Here is a 26,378-nt window from a genome sequence, read left to right as displayed (position 1 = left end):
CTCCCGGTGTCTTCTGGCGGTCGAACCCCCAGACCTCCGCCAGGGGGCAAGCCCCCTGGACCCCCGGCCGTGGTTGCCTTCTGGCGCCCTGTCACTCGGCAGTGTCTTCCGGGGTGATCAACCAGCAGGCGGCGTACACGAGGGCGACGGCGCCGCCGCTGAACACGGTGGCGGCGACGGTGGCGATCCGCAGGATCGCCGGGTCGACACCAAGGTACTCGGCCCAGCCGCCGCACACGCCGGAGATCATGCGGTCGCTGGTGCTGCGGTACAGCTTCTTCGCGGTGCTCACGTTGTTCGTCATGAGTCCATCGTCGGCCTGGGCAGGCCCGCGGACATCAGGGAACGGCCCTGAGAGAACCCCGGTTTCGCACCCTGGCCTGGAGTTGCTTCACGTGGGCATGGAGCGATCTCCGCTATAGAGTCAGGCGTATGCCGGGTTCACTGCTGGGTACCGAGGTTCGCCGTGTCGAAGACCCTGAGCTGCTGCGTGGCCAGGGCAGTTATGTGGGCAATCTGCGGCATGACGGCGCGCTACAGGTGGCGTTCGTGCGGTCGCCGTTCGCGCACGCGCTGATCACCGCGATCGACACCACTGAGGCCGCGAAGGCACCCGGGGTGGTGGCGGTTTACGCGGCCGAAGATCTGGGGCTGCCGGCACTGCCGACGTTCATCGAGGTCAATCCACTGTGTGCGCGGTATGCGCTGGCATCGGAGCGGGTGCGGTTCGTCGGTGAGCCGGTGGTCGCGGTCGTGGCGGAGTCGGCGGTCGCCGCGGCGGACGCGCTCGAACTCGTGGACATCGACTACGAGCCGCTGCCCGCGGTGATCGACCCGGAGGAGGCGCTGGAACCCGATGCGCCTACCCAGTTCCCGGCGCTGGACTCGAACATCGCGGCCGGTGTCCGTGACGCCGACGACGATGTGCTTGCCGGGGCGGAGGTCGTGGTGCGTGCCCGCATCGAAAACCAGCGCCTCGCGGTCGCGCCGATGGAAGGCAACGCGATCGCGGCGTTGCCCGGTGATGGCGAGTACGACGCGACGATCTATGTCTCGACCCAGATGCCGCACGGTTTCCGGGCGGCCGTGGCGAAGGTGTTCGGCTGGGAGGCCGAACGGGTGCACGTGGTGACCCCGCATGTGGGCGGCGGGTTCGGTGGGAAGGCCGGCATCGTCGCCGAGCACGCGGTGGTCATCGAGGCGTCGCGGCGGCTGGGGCGCCCGGTGCGGTGGACGGAAACCCGTTCGGAGAACCTGCAGGCGATGCCGCACGGCAGGGGGCAGGTGCAGTTCGCCGAGCTGGGTTTGCGCTCGGACGGCAAGATCGTCGGGTTGCGCTGCCGGGTCATCGGTGACACGGGCGCTTACGCCGGGTTCGGCGGCAACCTGGCGCTTGGCCCGACCCGCACGATGGTGCAGGGTGTGTACGACATCCCGAAGATCAGTTACGCGGGGATCGCCGCGCTGACGAACACCACGCCGATGGGCGCGTTCCGCGGGGCGGGCCGTCCGGAGGCGGCGGCCATGCTGGAACGGATGATGGACCTGGCCGCGGCGGAGCTGGACCTGGATCCGGCGGAGCTGCGGCGGCGGAATTTCCTGCAGCGGGACCAGTTTCCGTACACGACGTTGACCGGCGCGAGCTACGACACCGGTGACTACGATCTGCCGCTGCGGGAGGCGTTGCGGGTCGCGGGGTATGAGGATCTACGTGCCGATCAGGCGCGGCGGATCGAGGCCGGGGAGACGGTGCTGCTGGGTATCGGGATGTCGGCGTACGTCGAGATCACCGGTGGCGGCGGCGGGGAGTACGCGTCGGTCGCGATCGATGCCGATGGTGGTGCGACGATCAAGGTCGGTACTTCTGGACATGGCCAGGGACATCCGACGGCGTTCTCGATGTTGCTCGCGGATGCCCTGGGTATCCCGCTGGAGCGCGTGACGTTCGTGCAGTCGGACACGGCGGCCGTGCCACGCGGTTCCGGTACCGGTGGCTCGCGCTCGTTGCAGCTGGGTGGCAGCGCGGTGCGGCAGGCGGCGGACCTGGTGTTGAACCGGGCGAAGGAAATAGCAGCGTCCAAATTGGAGGCTGGCGTTGACGATATCGTGTTGACGGACGATGGAACCCTTGGTGTGCAAGGTGTTCCAACCGCGGTGATGACGTGGGCGGAGGTCGCGTCCGCCGCCGAAGAGGACGGTGCGCCTCTCGTCGAGGCGACGGACTTCAAGCCCGAAGGGGCGACTTTCCCCTTCGGTGCACACGTTTCCGTCGTGGAGGTCGATGTCGAAACCGGTTACGTGAAGCCGCTGCGCCACATCGCGGTGGACGATTGCGGCCGGGTGCTGAACCCTTTGCTGGTGCGGGGTCAGCAACATGGTGGTGCTGTGCAAGGGATCTCGCAGGCACTATGGGAACAGGTATCATTCGATGAAGACGGGAACCCGGTTACAGCGTCTTTCGCCGACTACCTGCTGCCCTCCGCGGCTGACGTGCCAGACTTGGAAGTCTCGAACACGGAAACCCCGTCGCCGCGGAACCCCTTGGGCGCCAAAGGAATCGGCGAATCCGCCACGGTCGGCTCCACCCCCGCGGTCCAGAACGCGGTGATCGATGCACTGCGCCACCTGGGTGTGCGCCACATCGACATCCCAGCCACCCCGCAGCGGGTGTGGCACGCAATCCAGGCGGCGAAAGCGGGCGAGCCAACCGACCCATGGCGTGAACCACCAGCAGCCTTCGCCACCCTGCCCGTGCGGGAAAACAGCAAATCGGAAGACGCAGACGAAGCAGTAGCATAAAAGGCTTGAAAAGCCCCCAAGAGTTGGGTGGTCATCCCGGAGCCGGCCCGCCGGCGAGGCAGTCTTTTTTGTCGCGCTCCGTTGGGTCGAGGGCGGGAGTGGGCGGTTGGTCCGTTGGCCGGCTTTTCGTTGCACGGCGGCGGTTTTCGGGGTGGGTCAAAAAAGCGATTACAATGCCCTGACTCTTGCCAGGCGGGCTTGCCATTTGGCTTGAACCTCTGGTGATGCCGCGACCGCCTCTGCTCTGTCCGGTTCTGGTGCGGTCCGTGGCACGGGGAGGTAACCGTCCACAGGGGACAGTTCATCACTTGTCACGTCGGCCGTCAGCAAAGACCTTGTCCCCAGGCCGCAGGCGAAGTCCAGGCTGGGTAGCGCCCCGGCGAGAGCCAAGCCGGCGGCCAGGCCCACGCTGGTTTCCACCGCCGAGGAGACCACACAGGGCAAACCACACGCCTCCGCCACTTCCAATGCTCGCCGCACGCCGCCCAGGGGGGCTACCTTGATCACCGCCACATCGGCTGCTTCGGCCACCGCCACCTTCAGCGGGTCCTCGGCGCGCCGGATGGACTCGTCCGCCGCGATTCGGACCTCGACTTTGCGCCGCACGGTCGCAAGGTCCTCAATGGACGGACAAGGCTGCTCGACATATTCCAGCCCGCCCGCGGCGTGGTCCAGTTCCCTGATCGAATTTACCGCAGTATCGACATCCCACGCGGCATTCGCGTCCACCCGGATCATCCCCGTGTCACCGAGCGCGGCGCGGACGGCGGCCACCCGTTCGCAATCGTCCACAAGGGACGATCGCGGGTCGGCGACCTTGACCTTCGCGGTCCGGCAACCGGAAGCGGCCACCAGTTCGTACGCCCGCTCTGCGGAAACCACCGGCACCGTCGTGTTGACCTCGACCCGGTTCCGCACCGGCGCAGGCCAGCCGAGGTCACTCGCCTCAACCGCAGCCGCCAGCCAGGGGGCGCTTTCCGTGTCCGAATAGTCCTCGAACGGGCAGAATTCACCCCAACCCGCCGGGCCCCGCAACAGCATGCCCTCCCGCACCGTGATACCCCGGAACCGGTTGTGGAAAGGAACGGCGTAAACGAACTCCATGCTCACGATTGTTCCAGGTCGTCAGTTGAGCGCATGCAGCACAGCCGCGGCGAGCGCGGTGCGTTCCAGCATGCCCCGCACACTGATGTGCTCATGCCGAGCGTGCGCCCCGTCACCCACCGCACCGAACCCATCGAGCACCGGAATGCCCAGCGGCGCAACGAAATTCCCATCACTAGCGCCGCCGACGGCACACTCTCGCAGGTCCACACCCAGCTCCGCGGCGAGCACGCGTGCTCGTTCGTACAAGGTGACCGTCGTGTCCGTGCGTTCCATCACCGGGCGGTTCCACTCACCGGACACGGTGAGCGTGGCCCGCGCATCATGTGGTCGCAGCTCCGCCAGCGCACGGTCGACCCGATCCGCTTCCTCCTGGCTTGCCACCCGGACATCCACCTCCGCACTCGCACGGCCGGCCGCGACATTCGTCCGCGTCCCGCCTTCGAGGATCCCGACGTTCACCGTGGTGCCCTTGGCCAGATCGGTCAACCCGTGCAAGTCGAGCACAACGCGCGCGATCTCATCGATCGCACTGCACCCCTTCTCCGGGTCCAGGCCGGCGTGCGCTTCGATCCCCGTCGCATCGACGCGGAAGATCCCGACACCCTTGCGCGCTGTCTTGACCGCACCGTCCGCGCTGGCCTCGAACACCAGCGCCGCACTCGTACCCGCCGCCTCAGCCTCGATCACGTGCCGCGAGGCGATACTGCCGGTCTCCTCATCACCGGTCAGCACCAAGCGGATCGGCGGCCGGTCGAGGCCCGCGTCGGACAGCGCTTTCAGAGCCCACACCGCCTGCACGAGACCGGACTTCATATCGAAGATCCCTGGCCCCGTAGCGCGATCGCCGTCGATCCGGAACGGGATCTCGGCGAGCGTGCCCAGCGGCCAGACCGTGTCGTAGTGACACAGCAAAAGGATCGGCTTGTCACCGCGTCCGGGGTAGTCCCGCACTTCGACATCGCCTCGCGCGCCACCGTCGATGCGGTCGAGCCGTCCGGGTTCGCCGAGCCGCTCGTCGAGCCAGGAACCCAGCCAGGCCAACGTGGCGTTCAAGGATTCCTTGTCATCACTGGGAGATTCGAGTTCGACGTACGTTCGCAGATCGTCCAGCATCTGGTCGCGATGCCCGGAAACCCAGTCCAGCAACGCCATGTCGGCTTCCCTTCGTCAGTCCTCGAAAGCGTGCAATGCGCGGCCGAGTTCCTCGCCCGCGTCGAGCCGGTCGGTGCCGCGGTAACCGACGACGCCGAGCGTGAGCGCCAGTGAGAGGCTGCTGACCGCCGTCATCGACGGCAGCGCCCCTGGCGCCTTGCCCGAAGCCCGCAGTACGAGCTTCGCGATCGCGGCCAGCGAAGGGTTTCCGTCGTCGGTGATCAGCAGAACCGGCACCTCGCGTGCCGCGAACAGCTGCCCGACCCCAGCCGTGCTGAGGCTGTACCGCCGGAACGTCAACGCCACCAGCAGGTCGCCGGGACCGACGTCGAGCAGGGCCTCCGGCTCGTGCAGCGCGGTCGAATCGAGTTGGCGCACGCGGTCACGCACCTGGTTGAGCAGGTAGGCGAGGATCCCGGCCGGGGGCTGCGACGCCCGCCCGCCGACGACCCACACAGTGCGTGCCTCGGCGATCATCCGGGCGGCGCCGTCGAGCAGGTCCTCCGGCAACCGGCGGAGTTCCTCGACGTTCTTGAGCTCGCGGTCCCACAGCCGGCCGAAGCGCCCTTCGCCCTGAGCGGGGAGGGCGGGCGGCGCGAGCGCGGTGCGCAACTCATGCCGGACCGAGTCCTGCAGGCGGGGATAACCGTCGAAGCCGAGCCGCTGCGCGAAGCGGGTGATGCTGGCGGCGCTGATCCCGAGCCGCTCGGCGATCTCGGCCGCCCGCAGGAACGGCAGCTCGTCACGATGCCGCAGCAGGTGTTCCGCGATCCGCCGGTCGGTCTTCGACAGCTCGCCCGTGCGTTCGCTGATCCGGTCGGCCAGCATCCACAGCTCCGTAAGATTGATTGCAGTACTGCTGATACTCGCAACTGAGATTTCAGATGGCAAGGGCCCGCCCTCCACCTCATGTTTCGTGCGTGCGGCTCGCCGGGTACGCAATCGATAGCCGAGCAAGAAAGGAGTGCCGACGTGAGCACACTGACCGGAAGGCGCGTCGCGTTCGTGGCGGCGCCCGAGGGCACCGAGCAGGTCGAGTTGACCGAGCCGTGGCGCGCGGTGCAGGAAGCCGGCGGCCGGCCGGAGCTCATTTCCACCACGGAGGGCGAGATCCAGGCCTTCAAGCACCTCGACCGCGGTGACAAGTTCCCCGTCGACCGGGTGGTGACGGACGCTTCGCCGGACGACTACGACGGTTTGGTGCTGCCGGGCGGCGTGGCCAACCCGGATTTCCTGCGTACCAACGAAAACATCGTACGGTTCGTCCGCGAGTTCTTCGCGCAGCACAAGCCGGTCGCGGCTATCTGCCACGCGCCGTGGACGCTGATCGAGGCGGATGTGGTGCGCGGCAGGCGGATGACGTCGTGGCCCAGCCTGCAGACCGATCTGCGGAATGCCGGCGCCGAGTGGGTCGATGAGGAAGTGGTGGTGGACCACGGGTTCGTCACCAGCCGCAAACCTGACGACCTGCCCGCGTTCTGCTCGAAGGCCATCGAGGAGATCGCGGAAGGTAAGCATCGCGGGCAGGCTGCCTAAGACCCCTTCCTTACTGAGCGTGGCTGATATTCAGTCACGCTCAGTTTTTGGGTGCTCATGGAGAGTCTTTGAGCGCAGGTATTTTGCCTTCTTTGCCAAAGTTGTTCCGCCCTTGTTGGTGGCTCGGTTCTAATCTTCCGGACAGTCATCGGTGGTCGTGACGGGCGGTTCCGTGATGCTTGATCTTGTGGTGGTCATACCGGCATACAACGAAGTCGACTGCATCAAAGATGTGCTCGCGCAATGGTGTGACGTGCTGGGACAACTAGGTTTGACGGAGAATCAGACCCGCGTACTGGTTGTTGATGACGGCTCCACTGACGGCACCCGGCAGGCTGTCGAAGATCTCGCAAAACTCGAGGGCCGAATCCAGATCATCAGCAAACCCGGCGGCGGACATGGTTCGGCGGTCCTGACCGGATACCGGGTGGCCCTCGATATGGGTGCCCGCCGGATATTTCAGGTCGACTCCGACAACGAATTCGACCCCGGCGATTTCGGGAAGTTGTGGCGGCAACGCGACAACGCGCCTTTCGTGTTCGGCTGCCGGGTCGAGCGGGCCACGGACCTGAACCGGCGCATCATTTCGCGAGGGCTGCGCGCCCTGCTCCGGGTCCTGTTCCAGGTACGAATACCCGACGCCAACGTGCCGTATCGCCTGATGAAGCGGGAATACCTCGCTTTCGCGGTGGAACACATTCCCCCGGCCACGGCCATCCCGAACATCTGTGTCTCGACGCTGGCGCACGCGCTCCAGGTGCCCGCGATCTACCTGCCGGTCACGCATCGCAAACGCAGTACGGGACAGGTATCGATTCTCCGTTGGCGTTTGGTCAAGATCTGCGCCGCGAGTTGCTACGAACTCATGAGGTGGCGGCTGAGTTTCCGGCCGCTGCGCTACAACTTCGCGATGCACGGCATGTGGCTTTCGGGGCCGGCCAAGGTGGATGCCCCGCACCTCGCCGAATTCGGTGCGGCGAATTGACCACCGACGAGATCTTGGCGGCGACCCCGACCCGGAGAGATTCGCCGGGCAGACTCGCCGGATATTCGCTGCTCATGGCCGTGACGATCTGGGTGTGTTCGAGAATCGGAGTGCTGATTCACGAATCGTCCCATGTCCTGGTGGGGGCTCTTTTCGGTGCGCGGATCTTCGGGGTGCACGTGCCGTGGTTCGGCGACGGCTACGGGGACTTCGCGTATGGCGACTCGACCGGTTCGTTACCGCGGGTCCTCGCCCTGGCGACCGGGCCGCTGTCGCACGTGATCGGCGGCGCGATCGCGTTGGTGATCGCAAACTTCGTGCGGCGATGGCCGGCCGGCCTGTTTTTCCGGACTGTGTTCACGATTTACGGTGCGATCAATGTCCTGGCCGGACTGCAGTACCTCGCTTCGGGCTCGTACTACGGCTACGGTGATCCGACTGATGCGCTGATCGTTCTGGTGCCGCCTTGTTCGACGGGCGCGCTGCAATGGGTCTCGATCGTGGTGACGGTGATCGTTGAAGCGGCGATACTGGCCGCCGCCTACTGGATACCCAGGAAATACCTGGCACTGCAGGACAGCTGGTTCCCCGCGCGGAACCTCAGCAGGCGGCTGATCATCTTCGCGATGACCGCGGTGCCCGCGATCGTCGTCTTCGTCGGCGGCTTCGTGCTGTCCGGCGAGCAGTCCCCGACTTTCTACGCGGGCACGGAATCCGCGTGGAACAAGCCGGTCATCGCCCAGCAGATCGACCACTACGCGGACGGCTACCGCGCGGAGAACCCCCAGGCCACCCCGGCCCAGGTTTGCCGGGTGGCCGCCAACCGGTACGCCAATCAGCTCATCAGCGGCCGGGAAGAGGAGCAGCGGAAGTCGATCGCGGAACTTCGGGCCGCCGGCCGTGGCCCGGCACCGGGTCGCACGGTGCCGTTGCTCTACATCAGCGCGGTCATCCTCTGCGTTGGCAGCGGCGCCGCGGCTTTGCGGACGCGCGAGGGACGGTGAGCGTGTCAGCCACATCGCGGACCGTCATGGCGTGGAACCGGGTGCATCGCCGGCGACATCAGGTGGTTGCCGCGCCGGAAACCGCGGACCAGCTCTCCGTACTGGGCAAGGGGACGACGTCGTTGTTGCCGCGTGCGTACGGGCATTCGTACGGCGACACCTGTCTGAACGCGGACAACACCTTGCTGGACACCAGCGTCTTGAACGACGTCATCGCGTTCGACACCGAAACCGGTGTCCTGCGCTGCCAGGCAGGAGTGACCATCGGGGCGATCCAGCGGCTCGCCGCCGGGCACGGGTGGCGCCTGCCGGTCTCGCCCAGCACTCAGCACGTGTCGGTCGGCGGCGCGGTGGCTCATGACGTCCATGGGCGTAACCATCCTTCCGCCGGGACTTTCGGCCACCACGTCCAGGAATTCGAGCTCTTGAGGACGGACGGCTCACGGCTGCTGTGTGGGCCTGCCCATAACGCGGACCTCTTCTCAGCGACCGTGGGCGGCATGGGGCTCACCGGCCTCATCACTGCCGTCGAACTCCAGCTGCGCCGGACAGACAGCAATTTCGTCGACGTCGAAAGCACGGCGTTCTCGGACTTTCCACGGTTTCTCGCGGCATTCGACGCCGCGGCCGGGACGCAGGAGAACCTGACCGCATGGCTCGATCTGAACAGCCGGCGAGGGTTCCGCGCGGTGCTGGAAATCGGCAACGAGACCAGGGCGGGCCGATCGGAATGGCCCGAAAGGCGCACCATGCTTCGGGTTCCGTTCGACTGTCCGCGCTGGCTGGTCAACGACGCCGCCGTGCGTTCGTTCAACAAGCTCTACTTCCGGCGCGGTGCCGGCCGGTCGTCGACGACCGTGCATGTCGAGAAGTTCCTGTACCAGATGGACGCGGTCGACAACTGGAATCGCTTGCTGGGTCCCGCGGGCTTCTACCAGTACCACTTCGTGCTGCCCAGAAAGAACGTGGCCGATGGCCTGCCACGGCTCATGCACCGGATCCGCGAGTCCGGAAACACCTCTTTTCTCGCGATCCTCAAGCAGTACGGCCCGATGGCTTCTCCTGGGCTGATGTCCTTTCCGATGGAGGGCGTCGGCGGCGCGTTCGATTTTCTCAACAAGGGCCGGCGGACGCTGGCACTGTTCGCCGAGCTGGACGAGATCCTGCTCAGCCTGGGCGGAAGGGTGTACCTGGCGAAGGATTCGGCCCTCACCCCGGACGCGTTCAAGGCGATGTATCCGCAGTGGGTGGACTTCCGCGAGTTCATCGACCCGGCGTTCTCCTCCTCGCTGTGGCGGCGGGTGACCGGTGCCCGGTAACAAGGCGAACGTGCTGCGCCAGCTCGTCACCTTCGGCGCGATCGGCGCGGTGTCCGTCGCATTGCAGAGTGCGCTGTACGCGCTGTCGCGAATCTGGACGGGCCCGCTGCTGGCGAACCTGTTCAGCCTGGTGATCTGCACGCTCGTCAACACGGAAGCCAACCGCCGGTTCACGTTCCAGGCCACGGACCGGCCGGTCAGCCGGGTGCACCTCGAAGGCATCGTCGTCTTTGTGGGCTACTACGCGGTGACCTCCGGCGCCCTCGCTGTGCTGCAGGCCGTGGACCCGGCGGCGCCGCGTTGGCTCGAGATCACGGTCCTGGTGGCTTCGTCGCTGCTCGGTACGGTCGGTCGGTTTGCCGTACTGCGCGCCTGGGTGTTTCGCCGGTCGCGTGCTGCCGAGCACGACAACAGTTCCGCGTGACTCATCCGGCCGCCATGAGATCGGCCAGCGCGATGGCGTCATCCGGGGCCTTCACCTTGATGTCGTTGTCGAAGTAGACGTACGCGTCCCGCCTGCCCTCCTGCCATGTACGGATTTTCCTTGCCCAGCCCCGTAATGCCGCCTCGCTGTATCCGCTCGCGTACAACTCCTCGTCACCGTGCAGGCGGACATACACGAAATCAGCCGTCACTTCCTCCAGCGTGATCCAGGTGCCGGCCGAATCGGCGACCACCGACGCGATTCCGTTCTCCCGCAACAAATCCGCGTACTCCGCGGCGCGGAAGCTCGGGTGCCGGACCTCGAGCGCATGCCGCAACGGCCGGTCGGCATCGGTCTCCGTGAGCGGTGCTCCCTTCACCTTGTCGTCGTGTTTCTTCGCGAGTTTGGCGGCTTCGGAGGTGGTACGGGGGAGCAGCGCGAAGAAACCGGCGAGCCGCTCGGGATCGAAGGCCAGCGCGGGCGGCAGCTGCCACAGGATCGGCCCCAGCTTGGCGCCCAGCGCCAGCACCCCGCTCGCGAAGAAGTTCGCCAGCGGAACCTCGACCCCGGCCAGCCGCTTCATGTGCGTGATGAACCGGCCGCCCTTGACCGCGAACACGAAGTGCTCCGGGGTCTCGGCGAACCACGCCCGGTACCGCTCGGGCCGCTGCAACGAATAGAACGAGCCGTTGATCTCGGCCGAGTTCATCCGCCGCGAGAGGTATTCCAGCTCGCGGCGTTGCGCCAGGCCCCGCGGGTAGAACACGCCTCGCCACGGCGGGTACCGCCAGCCCGATGTCCCGATCCTCAGCTCGCCGATAGTCGCCTCCTAGCTTGTGTTTCATGAGCGGCGGAGCCGCTGGCTGTGGGCCGTCAGCTTGCACCGCCGCGGTGAGGTTCCGTCACCCGCACCGCTACGCAAACCACATTCGAAACACTCCCTAATCCCACGAGAACCGCCAGTGCCGACGGTGCAGCAGACCGGCCGCGTACTCGCGCAGGTTCCCAGGCTGGCCCGAGAAACTCCGCACCGAGAACGCCCGGTGCTCGGCCGCGACCATGAGCGCGCGCCCCGGCAAGCGCGGCGGCGCGGCGACCGCCAGTTCCAGCTCGTCGAAGCCCAGCACGATCAACGTGGCGCCGAACCTGTCCGCCCAGCTGCGCAGGACCGCGGACACGGCGGCGACCTGATCGGTGGATTTGATCATGCCCGTCCAGCCGAGCGCGGCCGGGACGTCCGCCGGCTGCTCGACCGCGACCAGGCCGAGCCGGTATGTGCCGCGGCGCGCGAGGATCGAGCCGGTGTTACCCGCCTCCGCGAACGGATCGACGCGGAGCTGCGATTTCTTTGCCAGGCCGGGAAAGTTCGCACCATAGGGGCGCAGGCACCCGGTGCCGCCCGCGCAGCAGAACGGGTCCCACCACCGCGACAGCGTCTGGGCGACGTCGATCGCGTCGATCCGGTGCGTGGCCGGGGCGAGCCTGCCCCGATCGTCGACCCAGTTCTCACCCGTGGCCGCGAACCGGTCGTCATGCGGCACCAGCACCGGCCACAGGCCGGTGCGCTCGAACGCGCCGACGCAGTCCCGGTACCGGCCGGGCTCGGTCAGCGGCTCGTCGGACAGCCAGATCGGGCCGTGCCAGCGGCCGGCGGGCAGGTCCAGGCCCGGCAGCAGCGTGTCGAATGAAGCGGCGGTGGTCATCGGGTCCCCTCGTCGATAGGTGTTCGCCAACGCTTCCGAACACTAGTTCGAGGGTACGACAATTTCCGGGGGTCGTGGCCGGGCGTCCCCGGCAGCCGTCGTCGGTCGGTCACGCGCCGGGTATTCCACGCCCGGCGGCCGATCATGCCTCAGCTGTAGTCACCGGAGAGGTAGGCGTCGGCGTCGCGGATCGTGTACGCATACCCCTGCTCCGCGAGAAACCGCTGCCGGTGCGCGGCGTACTCGGCGTCGAGCGTGTCCCGCGCGACGACCGAGTAGAAATGCGCCTGCCGCCCGTCACCTTTCGGGCGCAGTAGTCTGCCCAGCCGCTGCGCCTCCTCCTGCCGTGAGCCGAACGTGCCGGACACCTGGATCGCGACCGACGCCTCGGGCAGGTCGATCGAGAAGTTCGCAACCTTGGACACGACGAGCCGGGCCAGCTCGCCACGGCGGAAGGCGTCGAACAACGCCTCCCGTTCCTTGTTCTTCGTCGAACCCTGGATCACCGGCGCGTCCAGCTCCTCGCCCAGCTCCTCCAGCTGATCGAGGTACGCCCCGATCACCAGCGCCGGCTCACCGGGATGCTTGTCCAAAATGGACTTGATCACAGCGATCTTCGTGTTTGCGGTCGAGGCGAGCTTGTACTTCTCTTCGGCTTCCGCAGTCGCGTACATGAGCCGCTCGTTGTCGGTCAGCGTCACCCGCACCTCGGTGCATTCCGCGGGCGCGATCCAGCCCTGCGCCTCGATGTCGCGCCACGGCACGTCGTACCGCTTCGGCCCGATCAGCGAAAACACGTCGCCTTCGCGGCCGTCTTCGCGCACCAGCGTCGCGGTCAGCCCGAGGCGACGGCGGGACTGCAGATCCGCGGTCATCCGGAACACGGGCGCGGGCAGCAGGTGCACCTCGTCGTAGACGACCAGGCCCCAGTCGCGCGTGTCGAACAGCTCCAGGTGCCGGTACTCGCCCTTGGTCTTGCGGGTGACGACCTGGTAGGTCGCGATCGTGACCGGCCGGATTTCCTTCTTCTCCCCGGAGTACTCGCCGATCTCGTCCTCGGTCAGCGACGTGCGTGCGACGAGCTCACGCTTCCACTGCCGCCCGGCGACGGTGTTGGTCACCAGGATCAGCGTGGTCGCCTGCGCCTGCGCCATCGCGGCCGCACCGACGAGCGTTTTGCCCGCCCCACAAGGAAGGACGACCACACCCGAGCCGCCTGCCCAGAACGCGTCCGCCGCCTGCCGCTGGTAGTCGCGCAGCGCCCAGTCCTGTTCATCGAGCGCGATCGGGTGCGCTTCCCCGTCGACATAACCCGCGAGGTCCTCGGCGGGCCAGCCGACCTTGAGCAACGCCTGCTTGAGCCGGCCGCGCTCCGACGGGTGCACCAGCACGGTGTCGTCGTCGATGCGCGCGCCCAGCATCGGGCTGATCTTCTTGTGGCGCAGCACCTCTTCCAGCACGGCGCGGTCGGTCGTGGTCATGACCAGCCCGTGCGCCGGGTTGTTGGCGATCTGCAGGCGACCGAACCGGCCCATCGTGTCCACGATGTCGATCAGCAACGGCTGCGGTACCGGGAACCGCGAGTACGACGTCAGCGCGTGCACCACCTGTTCGGCGTCGTGGCCCGCGGCGCGCGCGTTCCACAGCGCGAGCGGCGTGACGCGATAGGTGTGCACGTGTTCGGGCGCGCGCTCGAGTTCGGCGAACGGCGCGATCGCGATCCGGGCGTCGTCCGCCCGCGCATGGTCGACCTCGAGCAGTACGGTTTTGTCGGACTGAACGATCAGCGGGCCATCTGTCACGTACTCCTTTATACGGGCCGCCCCTCGGGTCAGCCCGGTTCGGGTTTCGGCAGGAGAGACGGCGCGTCGAGGCGGCCGGCCAGCATGCCGGTGCTGTGCATGAGATCGGCCACTCGCTGCAGCCGCACACCGTTGAGCGAGGTGGGGTACTGCCCGAGTGAGATGAGTGCCGCGGTGGTTTCGTCGAGGCCGGCGAGCCTCGGCAGCGACTGCCGGATCACGGACTGGTCGGCCGCCCGCTGTTGCGCGTCGGCGAGGACACCGCGGAACGCGGTGAGGGTGCGCTCGTTCGTCCGCGCGAACAGTCCGCTGGCGGCGTATGCCGAGACGGGGAAGTTCATGGTCGCCCCGCGCGAGGAGTCCGCGAGCACCCGCGCGCCCAGGTCCCGTTGGGCATTCGTGATGAACGGCTCGGTCATGAGCGCCGCGTCGGCCGAACCGTCCCGCAGCGCGGCGGGCATCTGGGCGTAGGACCGGGTCACGAACTTGATCTTCGCCGGATCACCGCCCGCGGTCGCGAACATCGACCGCGCGGCGAGCGTGCCCAGGTCGTTTTCCTGGTCCACGGCGATCTTCGGGGCCTTCTTGTCCGCCAGGTCCGTGTAGGCCGAACCCGGCAGCGTCACCAACGCCATCGTGTACGGGGCCGAGGTGTAGGCCTCACCTTGCAGCTGCAGCGAGGTGCCGCGGGCCGCAACGGTGAACAACGCCACGTCAGTGGCGAACGCCACATCGACGGTTCCACCCGCCAGCCAGTTCAGCCCGGCCAGCGGATCGGGTTCCTGCACCAGTTCGACGTGCAGGCCTGCCCGGGTGAACGAGCCGTCCGCGACCGCCATCCGCAGCGGGGCGGTGTCGATCGGGTTCCCCACCGCGACGCGCAGGTCCGCCCGTTCCAGCCCGGCGCCTGCCGCCGCGCCGGACGGCGAACTGCAGGCGGTGGCGAGCCCCAGAGCCGCGACCAGCATGGTCGCTACTCCTCGCATTCGACCCCCCTGCCGCGCGATGGAAAAACACGGTCGTGACTGCAGTTCACGATCCAAGCCCCTACGATTCCCTGACGGATCGCACCGTGAGTAGAGCCCCCACCGGTCCACTCCCCGAACTAGTTTCTCTCTAGTAGGTTAGCGGCCTGAGCCCGGTAACGGTGCGTGTTCGATCAGGCAGCAACCGAAGGAAGTCGATGGCCCGTCCGCGCAAGCGCCCCGACGGCGAAGGCGCAGCCGAGCGGCGGCCTGAGATCCGCGTCGGCGGCCGATGGCGGCTGCGCAACTGGCGTCTGCGCACGAAACTGATCGCGGTTCTGCTGATCCCCGCGGCCAGCGCACTCGCCCTGGCCGGGCTGAACGTGCGCCAGGACCTGGCCCACGCCGAGGAACTCGCGCAGCTGTCCGCCCACGGGCGGGTGGACACCGCGGTCAACGACGTCATCCAGCAGTTGCAACGGGAACGCGACCTGAGTGTCCGGTTCGTCGCGACCGGACGCCAGGGCGATCTCACCGAACTGCGTGATCAACGTGCCCGAGTGGACACCGCGATTGGCGTGCTCAGGAAAGAGTTTACCGCCGATCGGGCAAAGTTGTCCGACCAGGGGGGAACCGAACTTCAGGCCAGCATCGCCCGACTCGACGTGCTCACCGGGCTGCGCTTCGCGACCGAACAATCGAACCTGCCCGCCGGTGCCGCGCTGCGTTCTTATGGCGAGCTGATCTCCGGGATGCTCGACCTGGCCGACCAGTCGGTCGCCGACGTGACCGATCCGGAACTGTCCCGGCTGCGGTTGGCCCTGAGCGCGCTGGCCAGGGTCAAGGACCAGATGTCGGTCAAGCGCGCACTGCTGGCCGAGGCGTTGCAGGAGGGCAAGCTCTCCACGGACGAACTGCGCGCGCTGCTCGGCGCCGACGCGGAGCTTTCCGCCGCGCACAGCGACTTCCGCAAGTTCGCCACGCCCGCCCAGCAACGGATGTACGACGACACCGTGATCGGCCTGATCGTCGACACCGGCAACAACATCGTCGAGTCGGCGATCACGCGCGCCGAGATGGGGCAGAACCTGTCCGGGCTCGACCCGGCGCAGTGGGACACCTCGGCGACCTACACCGTCAACCTCGCCTACCGCGTGCAGCAGGCGCTGCAGGCGGAAACCCAGGGCCGGATCGATTCGATGGCCGCTGACGCGCGCCGGTCGGCCATCACGAACGCGGGCGTCGTGCTCGGGGTGCTCGTGTTGTGCGCCGTGCTCGCGGTGATCATCGCGCGCTCACTGCTGCGGCCACTGCGGATGTTGCGCCGGACCGCACTCGAGGTCGCCGAGCACCGGTTGCCCGAAGCGGTGCAAGACATCCTCGCCGACCCGCAGCCCGAAGGCGCGGCGCGCCGGCGCGGGATCGAGCCGGTGCCGGTGTTCAGCCGCGAGGAGCTCGGTCAGGTCGCGCGCGCGTTCGACGCGGTGCACGGGCAGGCGGTGCGGCTCGCGGGCGAGCAGGCGCTGTTGCGGGAAAACGTCAACGCGATGTTCGTGAACCTCTCGCGCCGCAGCCAGAATCTCGTCGAGCGGCAACTGTCCGTTTTGGACCGGATGGAAGCGGGCGAGCAGGATCCGGAGACCCTCGGCGGACTGTTCGAACTGGACCATCTGGCGACCAGGATGCGCCGTAACAGTGAAAACCTGCTCGTGCTTTCCGGGCATGATCTCGGCGACGCGCGGACGGAACCTGTTGCCGCGGAAGAGATTATCGGTGCCGCACTGTCCGAAGTGGAGCATTACCAGCGGATTGAGCTGACCGCGACGCCGGAGCTGGCGATCCGTGGAGAGGCGACGAGCGACCTCGTGCACGTGATCTCCGAGCTACTCGAGAACGCGACCCTGTATTCGCCGGCGACCAGTACCGTCACTGTCGTCAGCGCGGTCGGCGACGACGGGGCGTGGCAGGTGTTCATCACCGATTCCGGCGCCGGGATGCCCGAGCCGGAGATCCAGCGCGCCAACGCCCGGCTCGCCACCCCGCCCGACGTCGACGTCGAGGTGTCGCGCCGGATGGGCCTGTTCGTCGTCGCGACGCTCGCCGGGCGGCATGACATCAAGGTGCGGCTCGCGTCCGCCGGCAGCGGCGGGCTGGTGGCGACGGTCGTGGTGCCGGCAGCGCTCGTCGTCGCGCCGGTCGGAGATGAACCCGCACCGGTGGTGATCGCACCCGAACCGGCGCCCGTCGTCGACCCCCCGCTCGTCCTGCCCCCGGATGTGGCGCGGCGGGCGCCGGTGGAGGACGAGCCGGCGCCGAACTGGCCGGCGGAGGACGACGACGAAGAGGACCGGCACTACCTCGAGGACGAGGAGCCGACCGAGCGGATGCCCGCCTACCAGGCCGTGCTGTCGCAGTGGTTTCGCACGGGCGAGCACTGGCCCGTGCGCGGCGAGGCGGCCGCCGAACCCGGCTGGCCCACCGAGGCCGAGGCCTCCGACGCGCGGCCGGGCCACGTCCGGCCCGCCAGACCTGAGCCCGCGGACCCGCCGACGCTGCGGTTGGATCCGGATTCCGTGCGCGGCCGGATGTCACGGCTCCAGGACGGTTTCACCCGTGCCCGTGACGCGAGATCCAGCCACTTGCCGGACAACGACTCCGCTGGCGCGTAGTCGCGAATTCGCCGAGTGCGAAGCCCGGGTTCATTCCGAAGACACCCGCGCAATGAGCCAAACGCCGGATCACTTTGTGCTGTTCGCCGAATTTGCGCGTAGCGTTACCCCCCATTTGGGGGAGCCATTTTACGACCGACCTGTTACCCCTGAGTGGTCTGGACCTTTGACCTCACGCGGTGCTTTCACCTCGCGGTACCTACCCCCGCGTGGGTTATGGCCGATACCGGATCATGATCAATCCACACTGTTGCGGGCACCGGTATTGCGATAGGTTGCGCCCGGGCTTGATCTCCGTGCGGTAATCACCCATTCGCCGGCAGGCATGGGTTGCTTCCCGAATCACGGGGGGTAGTCAGATTTCCCACGACCGATACGCCGCGTCAGGAGCGCCGTTAATGTCAGCAGATGTGAGTAGCGCCACTCGCCGTAGGTTTCTCCGGCTTGCCTTGGGCGCGACCGTGGCCGCGCCGCTGGCCACCTCGGCAGGGTGCAGTGTGCTCAACGGCTCCAGCTCGAACGACTCGTCGAGCCAGGGCTCGTCGAACGGGCTCGAGAAGAGCAAGATCACTGTCGGCATTCTAACCAGCCAGGGCAGCGCCGGAGCCAAGCTCGCCGAGAAGTTCGGTTACTTCAAGCAGCAGGGGCTCGACGTCACGATCAAGCCCATCACCGCGGGGCCGCAGGCCATCCCGGCGCTGATCAACGGCGAGCTGGACTTCACCGTGATCAACTATGTGTCGTTCTACCAGGCGATCGGCGCGAAAACCTTGGACGCCAAGGTCGTCGTGGACGGTGACACGGCCAACGAGAACTCGCAGATGGTGGTCGCCAAGCCGGACTCGGGAATCAGCAGCCCGAAGGACCTTGCCGGCAAGAAAATCGGTATCCAGGCGTCGAAATCCGCCGCCGAGCTGCTCGTGCGCGCGCAGCTCAAGGACAACGATGTCGACCCCAACTCGGTCACCTACCTGCCGATCACCTTCCCCAACATCCCGGCCGCGATCGCCAGCGGTCAGCTCGACGCCGGGGTGGAGGTCGAGCCGTATCTGACCACCGCGGAACAGAAGCAGGGCCTGCAGCCGGTCATGAAGATCATCACCGGGTCCACGGCGAACATGCCGAACACCGGCTACATCGCCATGTCGAAGTTCATCAATGCCAACCCGAAGACCGTCGCGGCGTTCCAGCGCGCGATGATCCCGGCCCAGACCGACGCTGCGGACCGGTCGAAGATTTCGCAGGTGCTGCCCGAGCTGTCCGGTGTGGACCAGGCGACGGCGGCGCTGCTCAACCTCGACACGTTCCCGACGTCGAACAACGCCACGCAGTTGCAGCGCGTGATCACCCTGCTGCAGAACTACGGCGGGATGACGGCCCAGCTGAACGCGAGCGACTACCTCGTGCCGACGCCCAAAGTCTGACCGTGCGAACGGTTCTGCGACGGCTCATCGGGCTGGCCGCCTTCCTCGCCGTGTGGGAGGCGGTCGGCCGTTCCGGCGTGGTCAAGGCCGGTGTGCTCCCGCCGCCTTCGATTGTGCTGGGCCAGTTCTTCCGCTTGTTCGGTGACCCGAGGTTCCTCACCGACGCCGCGTCCACTTTGCTCTCCTGGGTGATCACGATGCTGCTCGCGACGGTCATCGCGGTCCCGCTCGGCATCCTGCTCGGTGGCGTCAAACCGCTGCGGCTGATCACCGGCCCGTTGATCGAGTTTCTCCGGCCGCTGCCGACCGTGGCGCTGATCCCGCTGGCGATTCTCGTACTCGGAAGCGGTGCGCAGACGAAGATCGCACTCGCGACATTCGCCTCGGCGTGGCCGATCCTGTTCAACACGATGTACGCGTTCGGCGAGATCGACCGCCAGGTGCTCGACACCGCACGCGCTTTTCGCACGTCCCGGCTGCGCACGGCGTATGCGGTGATTCTGCCGAGTGTGGCGCCGTTCGTGATGACCGGGCTGCGGTTGTCCGCCGCGGTGGGGCTGATCGTGTTGGTGAGTACCGAATTCCTCACCGGCAACAGCGTCGGCGTCGGGCAGTACGTTTATTTCTGGGGTAGTTCCGCGTTGCGCATGGACATCGTGCTCGCCGGCACCGTTTTCGTCGGTCTGGTCGGGTATCTGGTCAACATCGGTTTGCTGGGTGTGCAGCGGCGTTGGCTCGGCTGGTCGGCGGCCGGTGGTGCGGTGTGAAACGGTGGGGCCCGTTTGTGCGGCGATGGCTGGTGTTCATTGCGTTCCTGGTGTTGTGGCAGCTGGCGACGGTCCGGGCCGGAAACCCGTATTTCCCGCCACCACTGGAAATCGCCAAGACGGCGGGGCAGGTGTGGTTCACCGGCCCGGCAAGCCATTTGTTCGTGACCGACGCGGTGACCGGTGATGTGCTGCCAAGCCTTGGCAGGCTCGCGCTGGGCTGGCTGATCGCCGTGGCGGTCGGCGTGCCCATCGGGCTCGCGCTCGGCCGCTCGCCGCTGGTGACCGACTATGTGTCCACAATGTTCTTCTTCGCCCGCTCGGTGCCGGCGACGCTCCTGGTGCCGGTGTTCCTGGTGATGTTCGGGATCGGGCCGCGGATGGAGATCGTGACGATCCTGTGGGGCACGGTGTGGCCCATCCTGCTCAACACGATCGACGGCGCGCGCTCGGTGGACGACGTCAAACTCGACACCTCGAGAGCGTTCCGGATTTCGCGCCCGCACTGGGTTTTCGGGGTCGTGCTGCCCGCCGCGCTGCCGAAAGTCTTCGCGGGGATGCGGCTGGCGCTGTCCATCGCCGTCATTCTGATGATCGTCTCGGAGCTGACCGGCGCCGACAGCGGGATCGGCTTCCGGATGATCACCGCGCAAGGCGGGTCCCAGCTGACCGAGATGTGGGTGTGGATCGTGCTGGTGAGCGTGCTCGGTTACCTGTCGAACTTGCTGCTGACAGCGGTGGAACGCCGGGCTTTGGCCTGGCATCCCGGTTTCCGGCCGGACAAGCTGGACGCCGGCTGAACCGGGCCGGGGATCAATCGCCCGTGCTGGCTCGGCCCGGCATCGGCTCCGCGAGCGAGGCCCGGGAGGCCGGCGCCGCGAAGGGGTCGGCGAAATACTGCGTCTCGTGCACCACGTGGTGGTCGGCGAATTCCATGATGCTCACCGTGTGGGAAGGCATGCCGTCGTAGGTGATGACGCACTCGCTGACCCACAGATTCGCGTGTCCGATGATCCGCTTGACGGTGAAGTGCCGGTCGGCCGGATGCCCACCGCGTTGCGCGGAAATGGTTGCGCGGCCCCGGAACCGCTCACCGGACTGCGGGTAGTCGAGAATCGCGTCCGTGGCGTAGATGGCGTGCTCGGCTTCGGTGTCCCCGCGTTCCGAGGCCAGCCAGTGCTCCTCGATCGCGGCCCTGGTCCGCGAGTCGGTATCCATCGCACCATTCTTCCCGGGCCTCGTCAGAGCCGCACGTGCAGCACGGTCGGCGCGGCCGAGGCGAGCGCGCCGGTCAGTCCCGCGCGCAGTTCCGCCGCGGTCGAGATCCGGTGTGCGGCACAACCCATGCCACGGGCCAGCTCCGCGAAGTCCAGCCCGCCGAGTTCGATGCCTGGCACCTTTTCCGCGCCGCTGCGCACCGCATGCTTGCGGACCGCCGCGTACTCGCCGTTGTCGAGTATGACGAACACGACAGAGGTTTGCTGCTGCGCGGCCGTCCACAATGCCTGGATGCCGTACATGCTGCCGCCGTCGCCGAGCACCGCGAGCACCGGGCGCCCGGGTTCGGCGAGCGCGGCGCCGACCGCCGCGGGCAGCCCGTAGCCGAGCACACCGCTGGACATCGTGAGGAAACCACGGCCCGGCGCGGTGATCGGCAGGTGTTCCTGCATGTCCTGCCGGTTCGTCGGGGCCTCCTCGACGACAAGTGCGTTGGGAGGCAACAGATCCGCGATGGTCTGGTAGACGAACGCACCCGACAGCGGCTCTCCGGGAGCGGGGTCGGGAAGCCGTTCCGGTCGTCGTCGCGGCGCGGGCGCGGTCCGCTCGGTGTCGTGCACGAGTTCGGTGAGCCGTGCGATTCCGGTCCGCTGCGGGGAAAGCACGCCGACGCCCGCGGCCCGCGCCAGCAGTTGCGGGTCGTCACTGAGCACGTACACCGGAGGCAGTTGTGGGCCTTCGCCGGTGACGACGTGATACGTGAACGCCGGTGCGCCCAGCACAACCACGCAGTCGTACCCGGCCAGCGCAGCGGCGACGCCCGCGCGATTCGGCCGCAGGAAACCGGAAAACAACGCGTGATCCTCGGGAAACGAGCTGCGGGCCGAAAACGGCGCGGCCCACACCGCGGCCCGCGTTTTCTCTGCGAGTGCGACCGCGACACCGACCGCGTCGTCGCCGTCCACCGCCGCTCCCACCACCAGCGCGGGCCGCTCACTCGCGTCGAGCGCGGCGGCGACCACGGCGAGCGCGTTGCCATCGGGGGCGGGGTCCGCGATTCGCGGTCTGGTCTGGACCACCTGGGCCGGCTGGTCCCAGTCGTCCGCGGGCACCGACAGGAACACCGGGCCGCGCGGAGCCTGGGTGGCCAGCAGGTAGGCGCGCGCGAACGCGGCCGGGACGTCCTCGGCCCGCGCCGGCTGGTAACTCCATTTCACGTATGGCTTGGGGAATTCCGTCGGATCGAGCGCGCCGAGGAACGGATCACCGGGCAGCAGCGAGCGCGACTGCTGACCGGCGATGACGACCAGCGGTGCCCGGTTGTGGAATGCGGTGACCAGGTTGCCCAGCCCATGCCCGAGCCCACCGGCGGAATGCACGCTGACGACGGCGGCATTTCCGCTCAGCTGCGCGAATGCGTCCGCCATCGCGACCACGCTGGATTCCTGCAGCCCGAGCACATATCGGAAATCGTCGGGCCAGTCGGCGAGGAAACCGAGTTCGGTACTGCCGGGATTGCCGAAAACCGTGGTCAGCTCCCAGGTCCGCATCAGGGTGCGGACGGCGTCGCGGACAGTTTGAGACATTCAGCCCGCCTCCGTCACAACAGCGCGTTTCTGCAGCAGCCGCGCGACTTCTCCGCGCAGCGCAACGAACTCCGCCGACTCGCGGGTGGTGATCTGGTCCCGCTGCTCGGGCAGGTCGACCGGCAGGTCGGCGACGATCGAGGCGGGGGACGAAGACAGCACGAGCACCCGGTCCGCGAGATAGACGCTTTCGTCGATGTCATGTGTCACCAGCAGAACCGTGCTGCCCTGCTCACGTTGCACGCGGCGCAGCAGATCCTCCAGCTCGAACCGTGTCTGCGCGTCTACGGAAGCGAACGGCTCGTCCATCAGCAGTAACGCGGGGCGGCTTGCGAGCGCCCGTGCGATGGAAACGCGCTGCTGCATTCCGCCGGACAGTTGCCAGGGAAATTTGCGCTGGGCGTCGGCGAGCCCGACCCATTCGAGCGCCTGCCGCACCCGGTCTCGCCGCTCGTCCCGCGGCAAACGTCGTGACCGCAAGGGGAATTCGACGTTGCCCGCGACAGTCAGCCATGGAAACAGTGAGCGGCTGTAGTCCTGGAACACGACAGCCAGATCCTCCGGCACGCCGGAAACCTGATCGCCATGCAAGTTGGCGGTGCCTTCGCTCGGCTTGAGCAGACCCGCGATACAGCGCAGCAATGTTGATTTCCCACAGCCCGACGGCCCGACGATGCACGCCAGCTGACCGGATTCGACCGTGAAGGACAGCTCGCGGATTGCAAGATGCCCGCTTTCCCCGCCGCCGAAGCGGTGGTTGAGCCCGCTGACCTCGAGCATCGTCGCCACGTCGTCCGTCTCCTCACGTCTCCGGGGAACCCGTTCGGAGCAAGTGGTACAGATCACTCGTTCCGGTGGTGGGTAAGTAATGGTCTACTGAGCGTGCCGATGCCTTGGCAACAAGGGGGAAGTTGTCTCAGCTCAGCTGCCCAGAAAGACCGGCTTCGTCGCCTGTTACTCAGGAAGGGTTACATCTTCACGGCCTCTTCGCTACCCTCTGCACCTGCACATCGAGGAAGAACCCAATGCTCGCGGGAATGACGGTGGTACAGCGGTGCCGAGAGAAGACACCCCGGACTTAGCGGGAATTCCTGCGAAACAGAAGTCGCCAGGCTCGCGTTTGCGCCTGCGTAACTGGAAGCTGCGCTCGAAACTCGCGTTGGTCCTCGCCATCCCGACCGTGACCGCGCTGGTTCTGGGCGGGCTTCGCGCCGTCGATGAGCTCAACCAGGCCGATCAGCTTCGCCAGACCACCTCGCAGGTTGATCTCGCCATTCAGGTCACCGATGTCATTCAGCAGTTGCAGGGCGAGCGGATGCTTGCGGTCGCGAAGATCGCCAACCCGAGCAATGTCGATCTGCAGAGTGCACTCAACAAGCAGATTTTCCAGACGGATCTCGCCGTTTCCGCGTTACGCAATTCCGCGGCCGGACTCGAGGTCAGTGATCAGGCAAGCCGGCAACGTTACAACCGGGGCCTCGAACGTCTCGATGCGCTCGCTCCGCTCCGTACTTCGGTGAACACTCCGCCGTACAGCGAGCAGGCTGCGTTCTTCACCTATTCTTCGGTGCTCGACTCGCTCGTCCAGTTGGGTCGCGAGACCACCGCTTCCGCTTCGGATCGGGATCTGCTGCGGCTCGGCACGACGATCCAGGCGATGAGCGAGGTCAAGGAATTCACCGCCCGCGAGGACGCGGCGCTGGAGATCGCCGCGACCCGTGACCGGTTCTCCGGTGTGCTGCTCGACCAGGCCCGTGCCGCGCAAGCCAGCGCGCAGGCTTCCCTGCTGTTGTTCCAGAACAACGCGACGCCCAATCAGCTCCAGCACTACAACGACACGGCGAGTGGTGCGGAGATCGACAACCGGGCGCGGTTCGCCGCCACCGCGCTCGCTCGCGCCGACGCGCCATCGCTCGGTGTCGACCCGCGGGCGCTTGCCACCGAAAGCACGGCCTCGCTCACGAAACTGCGTGCCGTCGAAAGTGACTTGCTCAGTGAATTCCGTGGGCAGTCCGCATCGCTCGCCGACGCCGCGAACGTTTCGGCGTGGCGCGATATCGCGATCGTGCTCGCCGCTTTGGTCGCCGCGCTGCTGCTGACGTTCCTCATCGCGCGGGTCATGCTCAAGCCGCTGCGCGTGCTGCGGTCCAGTGCGCTGGAGATCGCCTACAGCCGGCTGCCCGCGACGGTCACGAAGATCCTCGACGACCCCGAACCGATGGTGGCGGCTGCCCAGTCGGTCGAGCCGGTGCCGATCACCACTCGCGAGGAGATCGGCGAAGTCGCGCGCTCGTTCGACGAGGTACACGAGCAGGCCGTGAAGATGGCGGCCGAGCAGGCGCTGTTGCGGGAGAACGTCAACGGCATCTTCGTCAACCTCTCCCGCCGGTCGCAGCGGCTGGTGGAACGCCAGCTCGGCGTGATCGACCGGCTCGAGGCCGACGAGCAGGACCCGGACCATCTCGCCAGCCTGTTCGAGCTCGACCACCTCGCGACCCGGTTGCGCCGCAACGGGGAAAGCCTGCTGGTGCTGTCCGGTGCCGGTCTCGCGAAGTCCGTGCCGAAGCCGGTTTCCGCGGCCGACGTCATCGGCGCCGCGGTGTCGGAGATCGAGCAGTACGCCCGCGTCGAGGTCGGCGTGATCCCGGACGTGGCGGTGCGCGGGCTGACCGTGCACGACCTCGTGCACCTGCTCGCGGAACTGCTCGACAACGCGACCTACTTCTCCGAGCCGGAGACGAAGGTCAGCGTCCGTGCCGTGGTGACCCGGCGCAAGGCACTGGCCATCCAGATCACCGACCGCGGCGTCGGCATGTCGGAGGAGCAGATCGCCGAAGCGAACCTGCGGCTCGCCGACCCGCCGGACCTCGACGTGTCGGTGACCCGGCGGATGGGTCTGTACGTGGTCGCCCGGCTGGCGCAGCGGCACGGTATCGAGGTCAGGATCCGTGAGAACGAGGACATCGAAGGCGGCGTGATCGCCAGGGTCGTGGTCCCGGCCGAGCTGCTCGGCCCGATCATCGTCGAGGCCCCGCCGACGCCCCCGGAAACCTCGCTGCCGGACATCCCGTCGGTACCGACCCAGCGCCCGCGCCCGGCGTCGGTCGCCGCGGAGCAGACCTCGGCCGGGCTCACCGCACTCGCCGAGCCGATCAGTCTCGACGATCTCGTCGCCGGCTCGTCGAACGCGGCCTACCTGAGCCGCGGCAGTGACTCCGGACCCGCGCCGTCGACGCCCCGCAACGGGACCAGCCGGTTCACCCCGCTCGAACTGCCGAAGCGCGAACCTCAGTACGTTCCGATCACCGAGCCGGAACCGCCCGAGCCCGCGGACCCGGGGCCGACCGGCGAGCGTGGTGTGCTCGAGGACGACGCGCCGACCAAGCGGCTGCCGATCTACCAGTCGGTGGTGTCACGATGGTTCAGCGAGGAAGGCGAAGGCAGCACCGAGCACCAGGACACCGGTGGGGAGGAGGCGTCCGAGCGCCCGATGACGGGAAATCTCGAAGAACCGGCGGCACGGCACGAGCAACCCGAACCGGTCGAATCCACGCCGATGCTCGACGACGTCTGGCGCAGCGCCGCCGACGAAGGGTGGCAGAAGGCGCAGGCCCTGCTCGAGCCCAAGAGCGACGAAGTCACCGAAGTGGGCCTGCCCAAACGGGTGCCCAACGCATACCTGATGCCGGGCTCGGTGTCGTCGGGTTCGTCGAACGGCACGTCCTTCGCCGACACCACGTCCAGCAAGCCTGGGCACAGCGCCATCGCCCGGTCGGCGACCGCCGCGCGGGACCGTATGGTGAGTTTCCAGCAGGGCTATCGTTCTGGCCGGCACGCCCTGCGGGAGCGGTCTGGTGAGAGCGTTTCGGTCTCTGGCGGGGAGCTCACCTCGCCCGAGTACGGCAGTGAGGAGTGACG

At 67.3% G+C, this 26,378-nt stretch carries 22 protein-coding genes; 11 read left to right on the top strand and 11 right to left on the bottom strand.

The window, feature by feature from the left end:
• Positions 1–91: 91 nt before the first annotated feature.
• Complete coding sequence (locus GKO32_RS22410) at positions 92–304, bottom strand: PspC domain-containing protein (protein WP_154758836.1); 213 nt, start codon at positions 302–304, stop codon at positions 92–94.
• A gap of 128 nt (positions 305–432) precedes the next feature.
• Here GKO32_RS22410 and GKO32_RS22405 point away from each other — a divergent pair, with 128 nt between their 5' ends.
• On the top strand, positions 433–2,799 hold the full coding sequence (locus GKO32_RS22405; protein WP_154758835.1) for a xanthine dehydrogenase family protein molybdopterin-binding subunit: 2,367 nt from the start codon (positions 433–435) through the stop codon (positions 2,797–2,799).
• 168 nt (positions 2,800–2,967) lie between these two features.
• Here the strand turns inward: GKO32_RS22405 and GKO32_RS22400 are convergent, their stop codons facing one another.
• From GKO32_RS22400 to GKO32_RS22390, 3 genes are read right to left on the bottom strand one after another with little or no spacing between them, the layout of a single operon-like run.
• Positions 2,968–3,903, bottom strand: a complete 936-nt coding sequence (locus GKO32_RS22400) for an o-succinylbenzoate synthase (RefSeq protein ID WP_154758834.1) — start codon at positions 3,901–3,903, stop codon at positions 2,968–2,970.
• A 21-nt stretch (positions 3,904–3,924) separates the two neighbouring features.
• Entirely contained in the window at positions 3,925–5,058 is a 1,134-nt protein-coding gene (locus GKO32_RS22395) for a M20 family metallopeptidase (protein ID WP_154758833.1), read from the bottom strand.
• Positions 5,059–5,073: 15 nt separating this feature from the next.
• Positions 5,074–5,886, bottom strand: coding sequence for a MurR/RpiR family transcriptional regulator (locus GKO32_RS22390; protein ID WP_154758832.1), 813 nt, complete (start codon positions 5,884–5,886; stop codon positions 5,074–5,076).
• Positions 5,887–6,030: 144 nt separating this feature from the next.
• Between GKO32_RS22390 and GKO32_RS22385 the strand changes: the two genes are divergently transcribed.
• The 5 genes from GKO32_RS22385 to GKO32_RS22365 all read left to right on the top strand — a co-directional run bounded on the left by GKO32_RS22385 (position 6,031) and on the right by GKO32_RS22365 (position 10,326).
• Entirely contained in the window at positions 6,031–6,594 is a 564-nt protein-coding gene (locus tag GKO32_RS22385) for a type 1 glutamine amidotransferase domain-containing protein (protein ID WP_312868325.1), read from the top strand.
• 175 nt (positions 6,595–6,769) lie between these two features.
• Positions 6,770–7,579, top strand: coding sequence for a glycosyltransferase family 2 protein (locus tag GKO32_RS22380; protein ID WP_154758830.1), 810 nt, complete (start codon positions 6,770–6,772; stop codon positions 7,577–7,579).
• 140 nt (positions 7,580–7,719) lie between these two features.
• Positions 7,720–8,583, top strand: a complete 864-nt coding sequence (locus GKO32_RS22375; protein ID WP_154758829.1) for a hypothetical protein — start codon at positions 7,720–7,722, stop codon at positions 8,581–8,583.
• 2 nt (positions 8,584–8,585) lie between these two features.
• The gene (locus tag GKO32_RS22370) at positions 8,586–9,902 is read left to right on the top strand and encodes an FAD-binding oxidoreductase (RefSeq protein ID WP_154758828.1); all 1,317 of its coding nucleotides are present in this window, start codon (positions 8,586–8,588) and stop codon (positions 9,900–9,902) included.
• Positions 9,892–10,326, top strand: a complete 435-nt coding sequence (locus GKO32_RS22365; RefSeq protein ID WP_154758827.1) for a GtrA family protein — start codon at positions 9,892–9,894, stop codon at positions 10,324–10,326. The genes GKO32_RS22370 and GKO32_RS22365 overlap by 11 nt, the downstream gene beginning before the upstream one ends.
• A gap of 1 nt (position 10,327) precedes the next feature.
• Here GKO32_RS22365 and GKO32_RS22360 read toward each other — a convergent pair whose 3' ends face one another.
• The 4 genes from GKO32_RS22360 to GKO32_RS22345 form a co-directional block, all read right to left on the bottom strand.
• Positions 10,328–11,131, bottom strand: coding sequence for a DUF72 domain-containing protein (locus GKO32_RS22360; RefSeq protein ID WP_312868327.1), 804 nt, complete (start codon positions 11,129–11,131; stop codon positions 10,328–10,330).
• 136 nt (positions 11,132–11,267) lie between these two features.
• Entirely contained in the window at positions 11,268–12,029 is a 762-nt protein-coding gene (locus GKO32_RS22355; RefSeq protein ID WP_154758825.1) for a DUF4253 domain-containing protein, read from the bottom strand.
• Between the two features lie 149 nt (positions 12,030–12,178).
• Entirely contained in the window at positions 12,179–13,831 is a 1,653-nt protein-coding gene (locus GKO32_RS22350) for a DNA repair helicase XPB (RefSeq protein ID WP_312868324.1), read from the bottom strand.
• 29 nt (positions 13,832–13,860) lie between these two features.
• A complete protein-coding gene (locus GKO32_RS22345) occupies positions 13,861–14,799 on the bottom strand; it encodes an ABC transporter substrate-binding protein (RefSeq protein ID WP_246244385.1) in 939 nt (312 codons plus the stop codon).
• Positions 14,800–15,014: 215 nt separating this feature from the next.
• On the opposite strand from GKO32_RS22345, the gene GKO32_RS22340 reads away from it, so the two are divergent.
• From GKO32_RS22340 to GKO32_RS22325, 4 genes are all read left to right on the top strand, one after another.
• Positions 15,015–17,465, top strand: coding sequence for a nitrate- and nitrite sensing domain-containing protein (locus GKO32_RS22340; protein WP_154758822.1), 2,451 nt, complete (start codon positions 15,015–15,017; stop codon positions 17,463–17,465).
• Positions 17,466–17,875: 410 nt separating this feature from the next.
• The gene (locus GKO32_RS22335; RefSeq protein ID WP_166459694.1) at positions 17,876–18,889 is read left to right on the top strand and encodes an ABC transporter substrate-binding protein; all 1,014 of its coding nucleotides are present in this window, start codon (positions 17,876–17,878) and stop codon (positions 18,887–18,889) included.
• Positions 18,890–18,891: 2 nt separating this feature from the next.
• Positions 18,892–19,656: an ABC transporter permease gene (locus GKO32_RS22330; RefSeq protein WP_312868323.1), complete on the top strand. Its 765-nt coding sequence runs from the start codon at positions 18,892–18,894 to the stop codon at positions 19,654–19,656.
• A 17-nt stretch (positions 19,657–19,673) separates the two neighbouring features.
• Positions 19,674–20,456 carry an ABC transporter permease gene (locus GKO32_RS22325; RefSeq protein WP_312868322.1) on the top strand — a complete coding sequence of 261 codons (783 nt, stop codon included), beginning with the start codon at positions 19,674–19,676 and terminating at the stop codon, positions 20,454–20,456.
• A 13-nt stretch (positions 20,457–20,469) separates the two neighbouring features.
• Here GKO32_RS22325 and GKO32_RS22320 read toward each other — a convergent pair whose 3' ends face one another.
• Genes GKO32_RS22320 through GKO32_RS22310 form a run of 3 tightly spaced genes read right to left on the bottom strand, consistent with a single transcriptional unit; the run spans position 20,470 to position 23,249 of the window.
• Positions 20,470–20,874 (bottom strand): nuclear transport factor 2 family protein, encoded by a 405-nt coding sequence (locus GKO32_RS22320; protein WP_154758820.1) that lies wholly within the window; start codon positions 20,872–20,874, stop codon positions 20,470–20,472.
• A 23-nt stretch (positions 20,875–20,897) separates the two neighbouring features.
• Positions 20,898–22,460: a benzoylformate decarboxylase gene (gene mdlC, locus GKO32_RS22315; protein WP_154758819.1), complete on the bottom strand. Its 1,563-nt coding sequence runs from the start codon at positions 22,458–22,460 to the stop codon at positions 20,898–20,900.
• Positions 22,461–23,249, bottom strand: coding sequence for an ABC transporter ATP-binding protein (locus GKO32_RS22310; protein ID WP_312868320.1), 789 nt, complete (start codon positions 23,247–23,249; stop codon positions 22,461–22,463).
• A gap of 265 nt (positions 23,250–23,514) precedes the next feature.
• Between GKO32_RS22310 and GKO32_RS22305 the strand changes: the two genes are divergently transcribed.
• Entirely contained in the window at positions 23,515–26,376 is a 2,862-nt protein-coding gene (locus GKO32_RS22305) for a sensor histidine kinase (RefSeq protein ID WP_312868318.1), read from the top strand.
• Positions 26,377–26,378 lie beyond the last annotated feature (2 nt).

It is taken from the genome of Amycolatopsis pithecellobii (genome assembly GCF_009707865.1).
GTDB classification, from domain to species: Bacteria; Actinomycetota; Actinomycetes; order Mycobacteriales; family Pseudonocardiaceae; genus Amycolatopsis_E; species Amycolatopsis_E pithecellobii.
Note: the sequence above shows the minus strand (reverse complement) of the source record. Positions and strands in the feature narration are given on the sequence as shown.

Excerpts from the sequence above, each read along its gene's own strand:
- GKO32_RS22405 (WP_154758835.1), top strand. The coding sequence starts at position 433 with ATGCCGGGTTCACTGCTGGGTACCGAGGTTCGCCGTGTCGAAGACCCT.
- GKO32_RS22380 (WP_154758830.1), top strand. The coding sequence starts at position 6,770 with ATGCTTGATCTTGTGGTGGTCATACCGGCATACAACGAAGTCGACTGC.
- GKO32_RS22395 (WP_154758833.1), bottom strand. The coding sequence starts at position 5,058 with ATGGCGTTGCTGGACTGGGTTTCCGGGCATCGCGACCAGATGCTGGAC.
- mdlC (WP_154758819.1), bottom strand. The coding sequence starts at position 22,460 with ATGTCTCAAACTGTCCGCGACGCCGTCCGCACCCTGATGCGGACCTGG.
- GKO32_RS22400 (WP_154758834.1), bottom strand. The coding sequence starts at position 3,903 with ATGGAGTTCGTTTACGCCGTTCCTTTCCACAACCGGTTCCGGGGTATC.
- GKO32_RS22320 (WP_154758820.1), bottom strand. The coding sequence starts at position 20,874 with ATGGATACCGACTCGCGGACCAGGGCCGCGATCGAGGAGCACTGGCTG.
- GKO32_RS22390 (WP_154758832.1), bottom strand. The coding sequence starts at position 5,886 with ATGCTGGCCGACCGGATCAGCGAACGCACGGGCGAGCTGTCGAAGACC.
- GKO32_RS22340 (WP_154758822.1), top strand. The coding sequence starts at position 15,015 with ATGGCCCGTCCGCGCAAGCGCCCCGACGGCGAAGGCGCAGCCGAGCGG.
- GKO32_RS22355 (WP_154758825.1), bottom strand. The coding sequence starts at position 12,029 with ATGACCACCGCCGCTTCATTCGACACGCTGCTGCCGGGCCTGGACCTG.
- GKO32_RS22345 (WP_246244385.1), bottom strand. The coding sequence starts at position 14,799 with ATGCTGGTCGCGGCTCTGGGGCTCGCCACCGCCTGCAGTTCGCCGTCC.
- GKO32_RS22410 (WP_154758836.1), bottom strand. The coding sequence starts at position 304 with ATGACGAACAACGTGAGCACCGCGAAGAAGCTGTACCGCAGCACCAGC.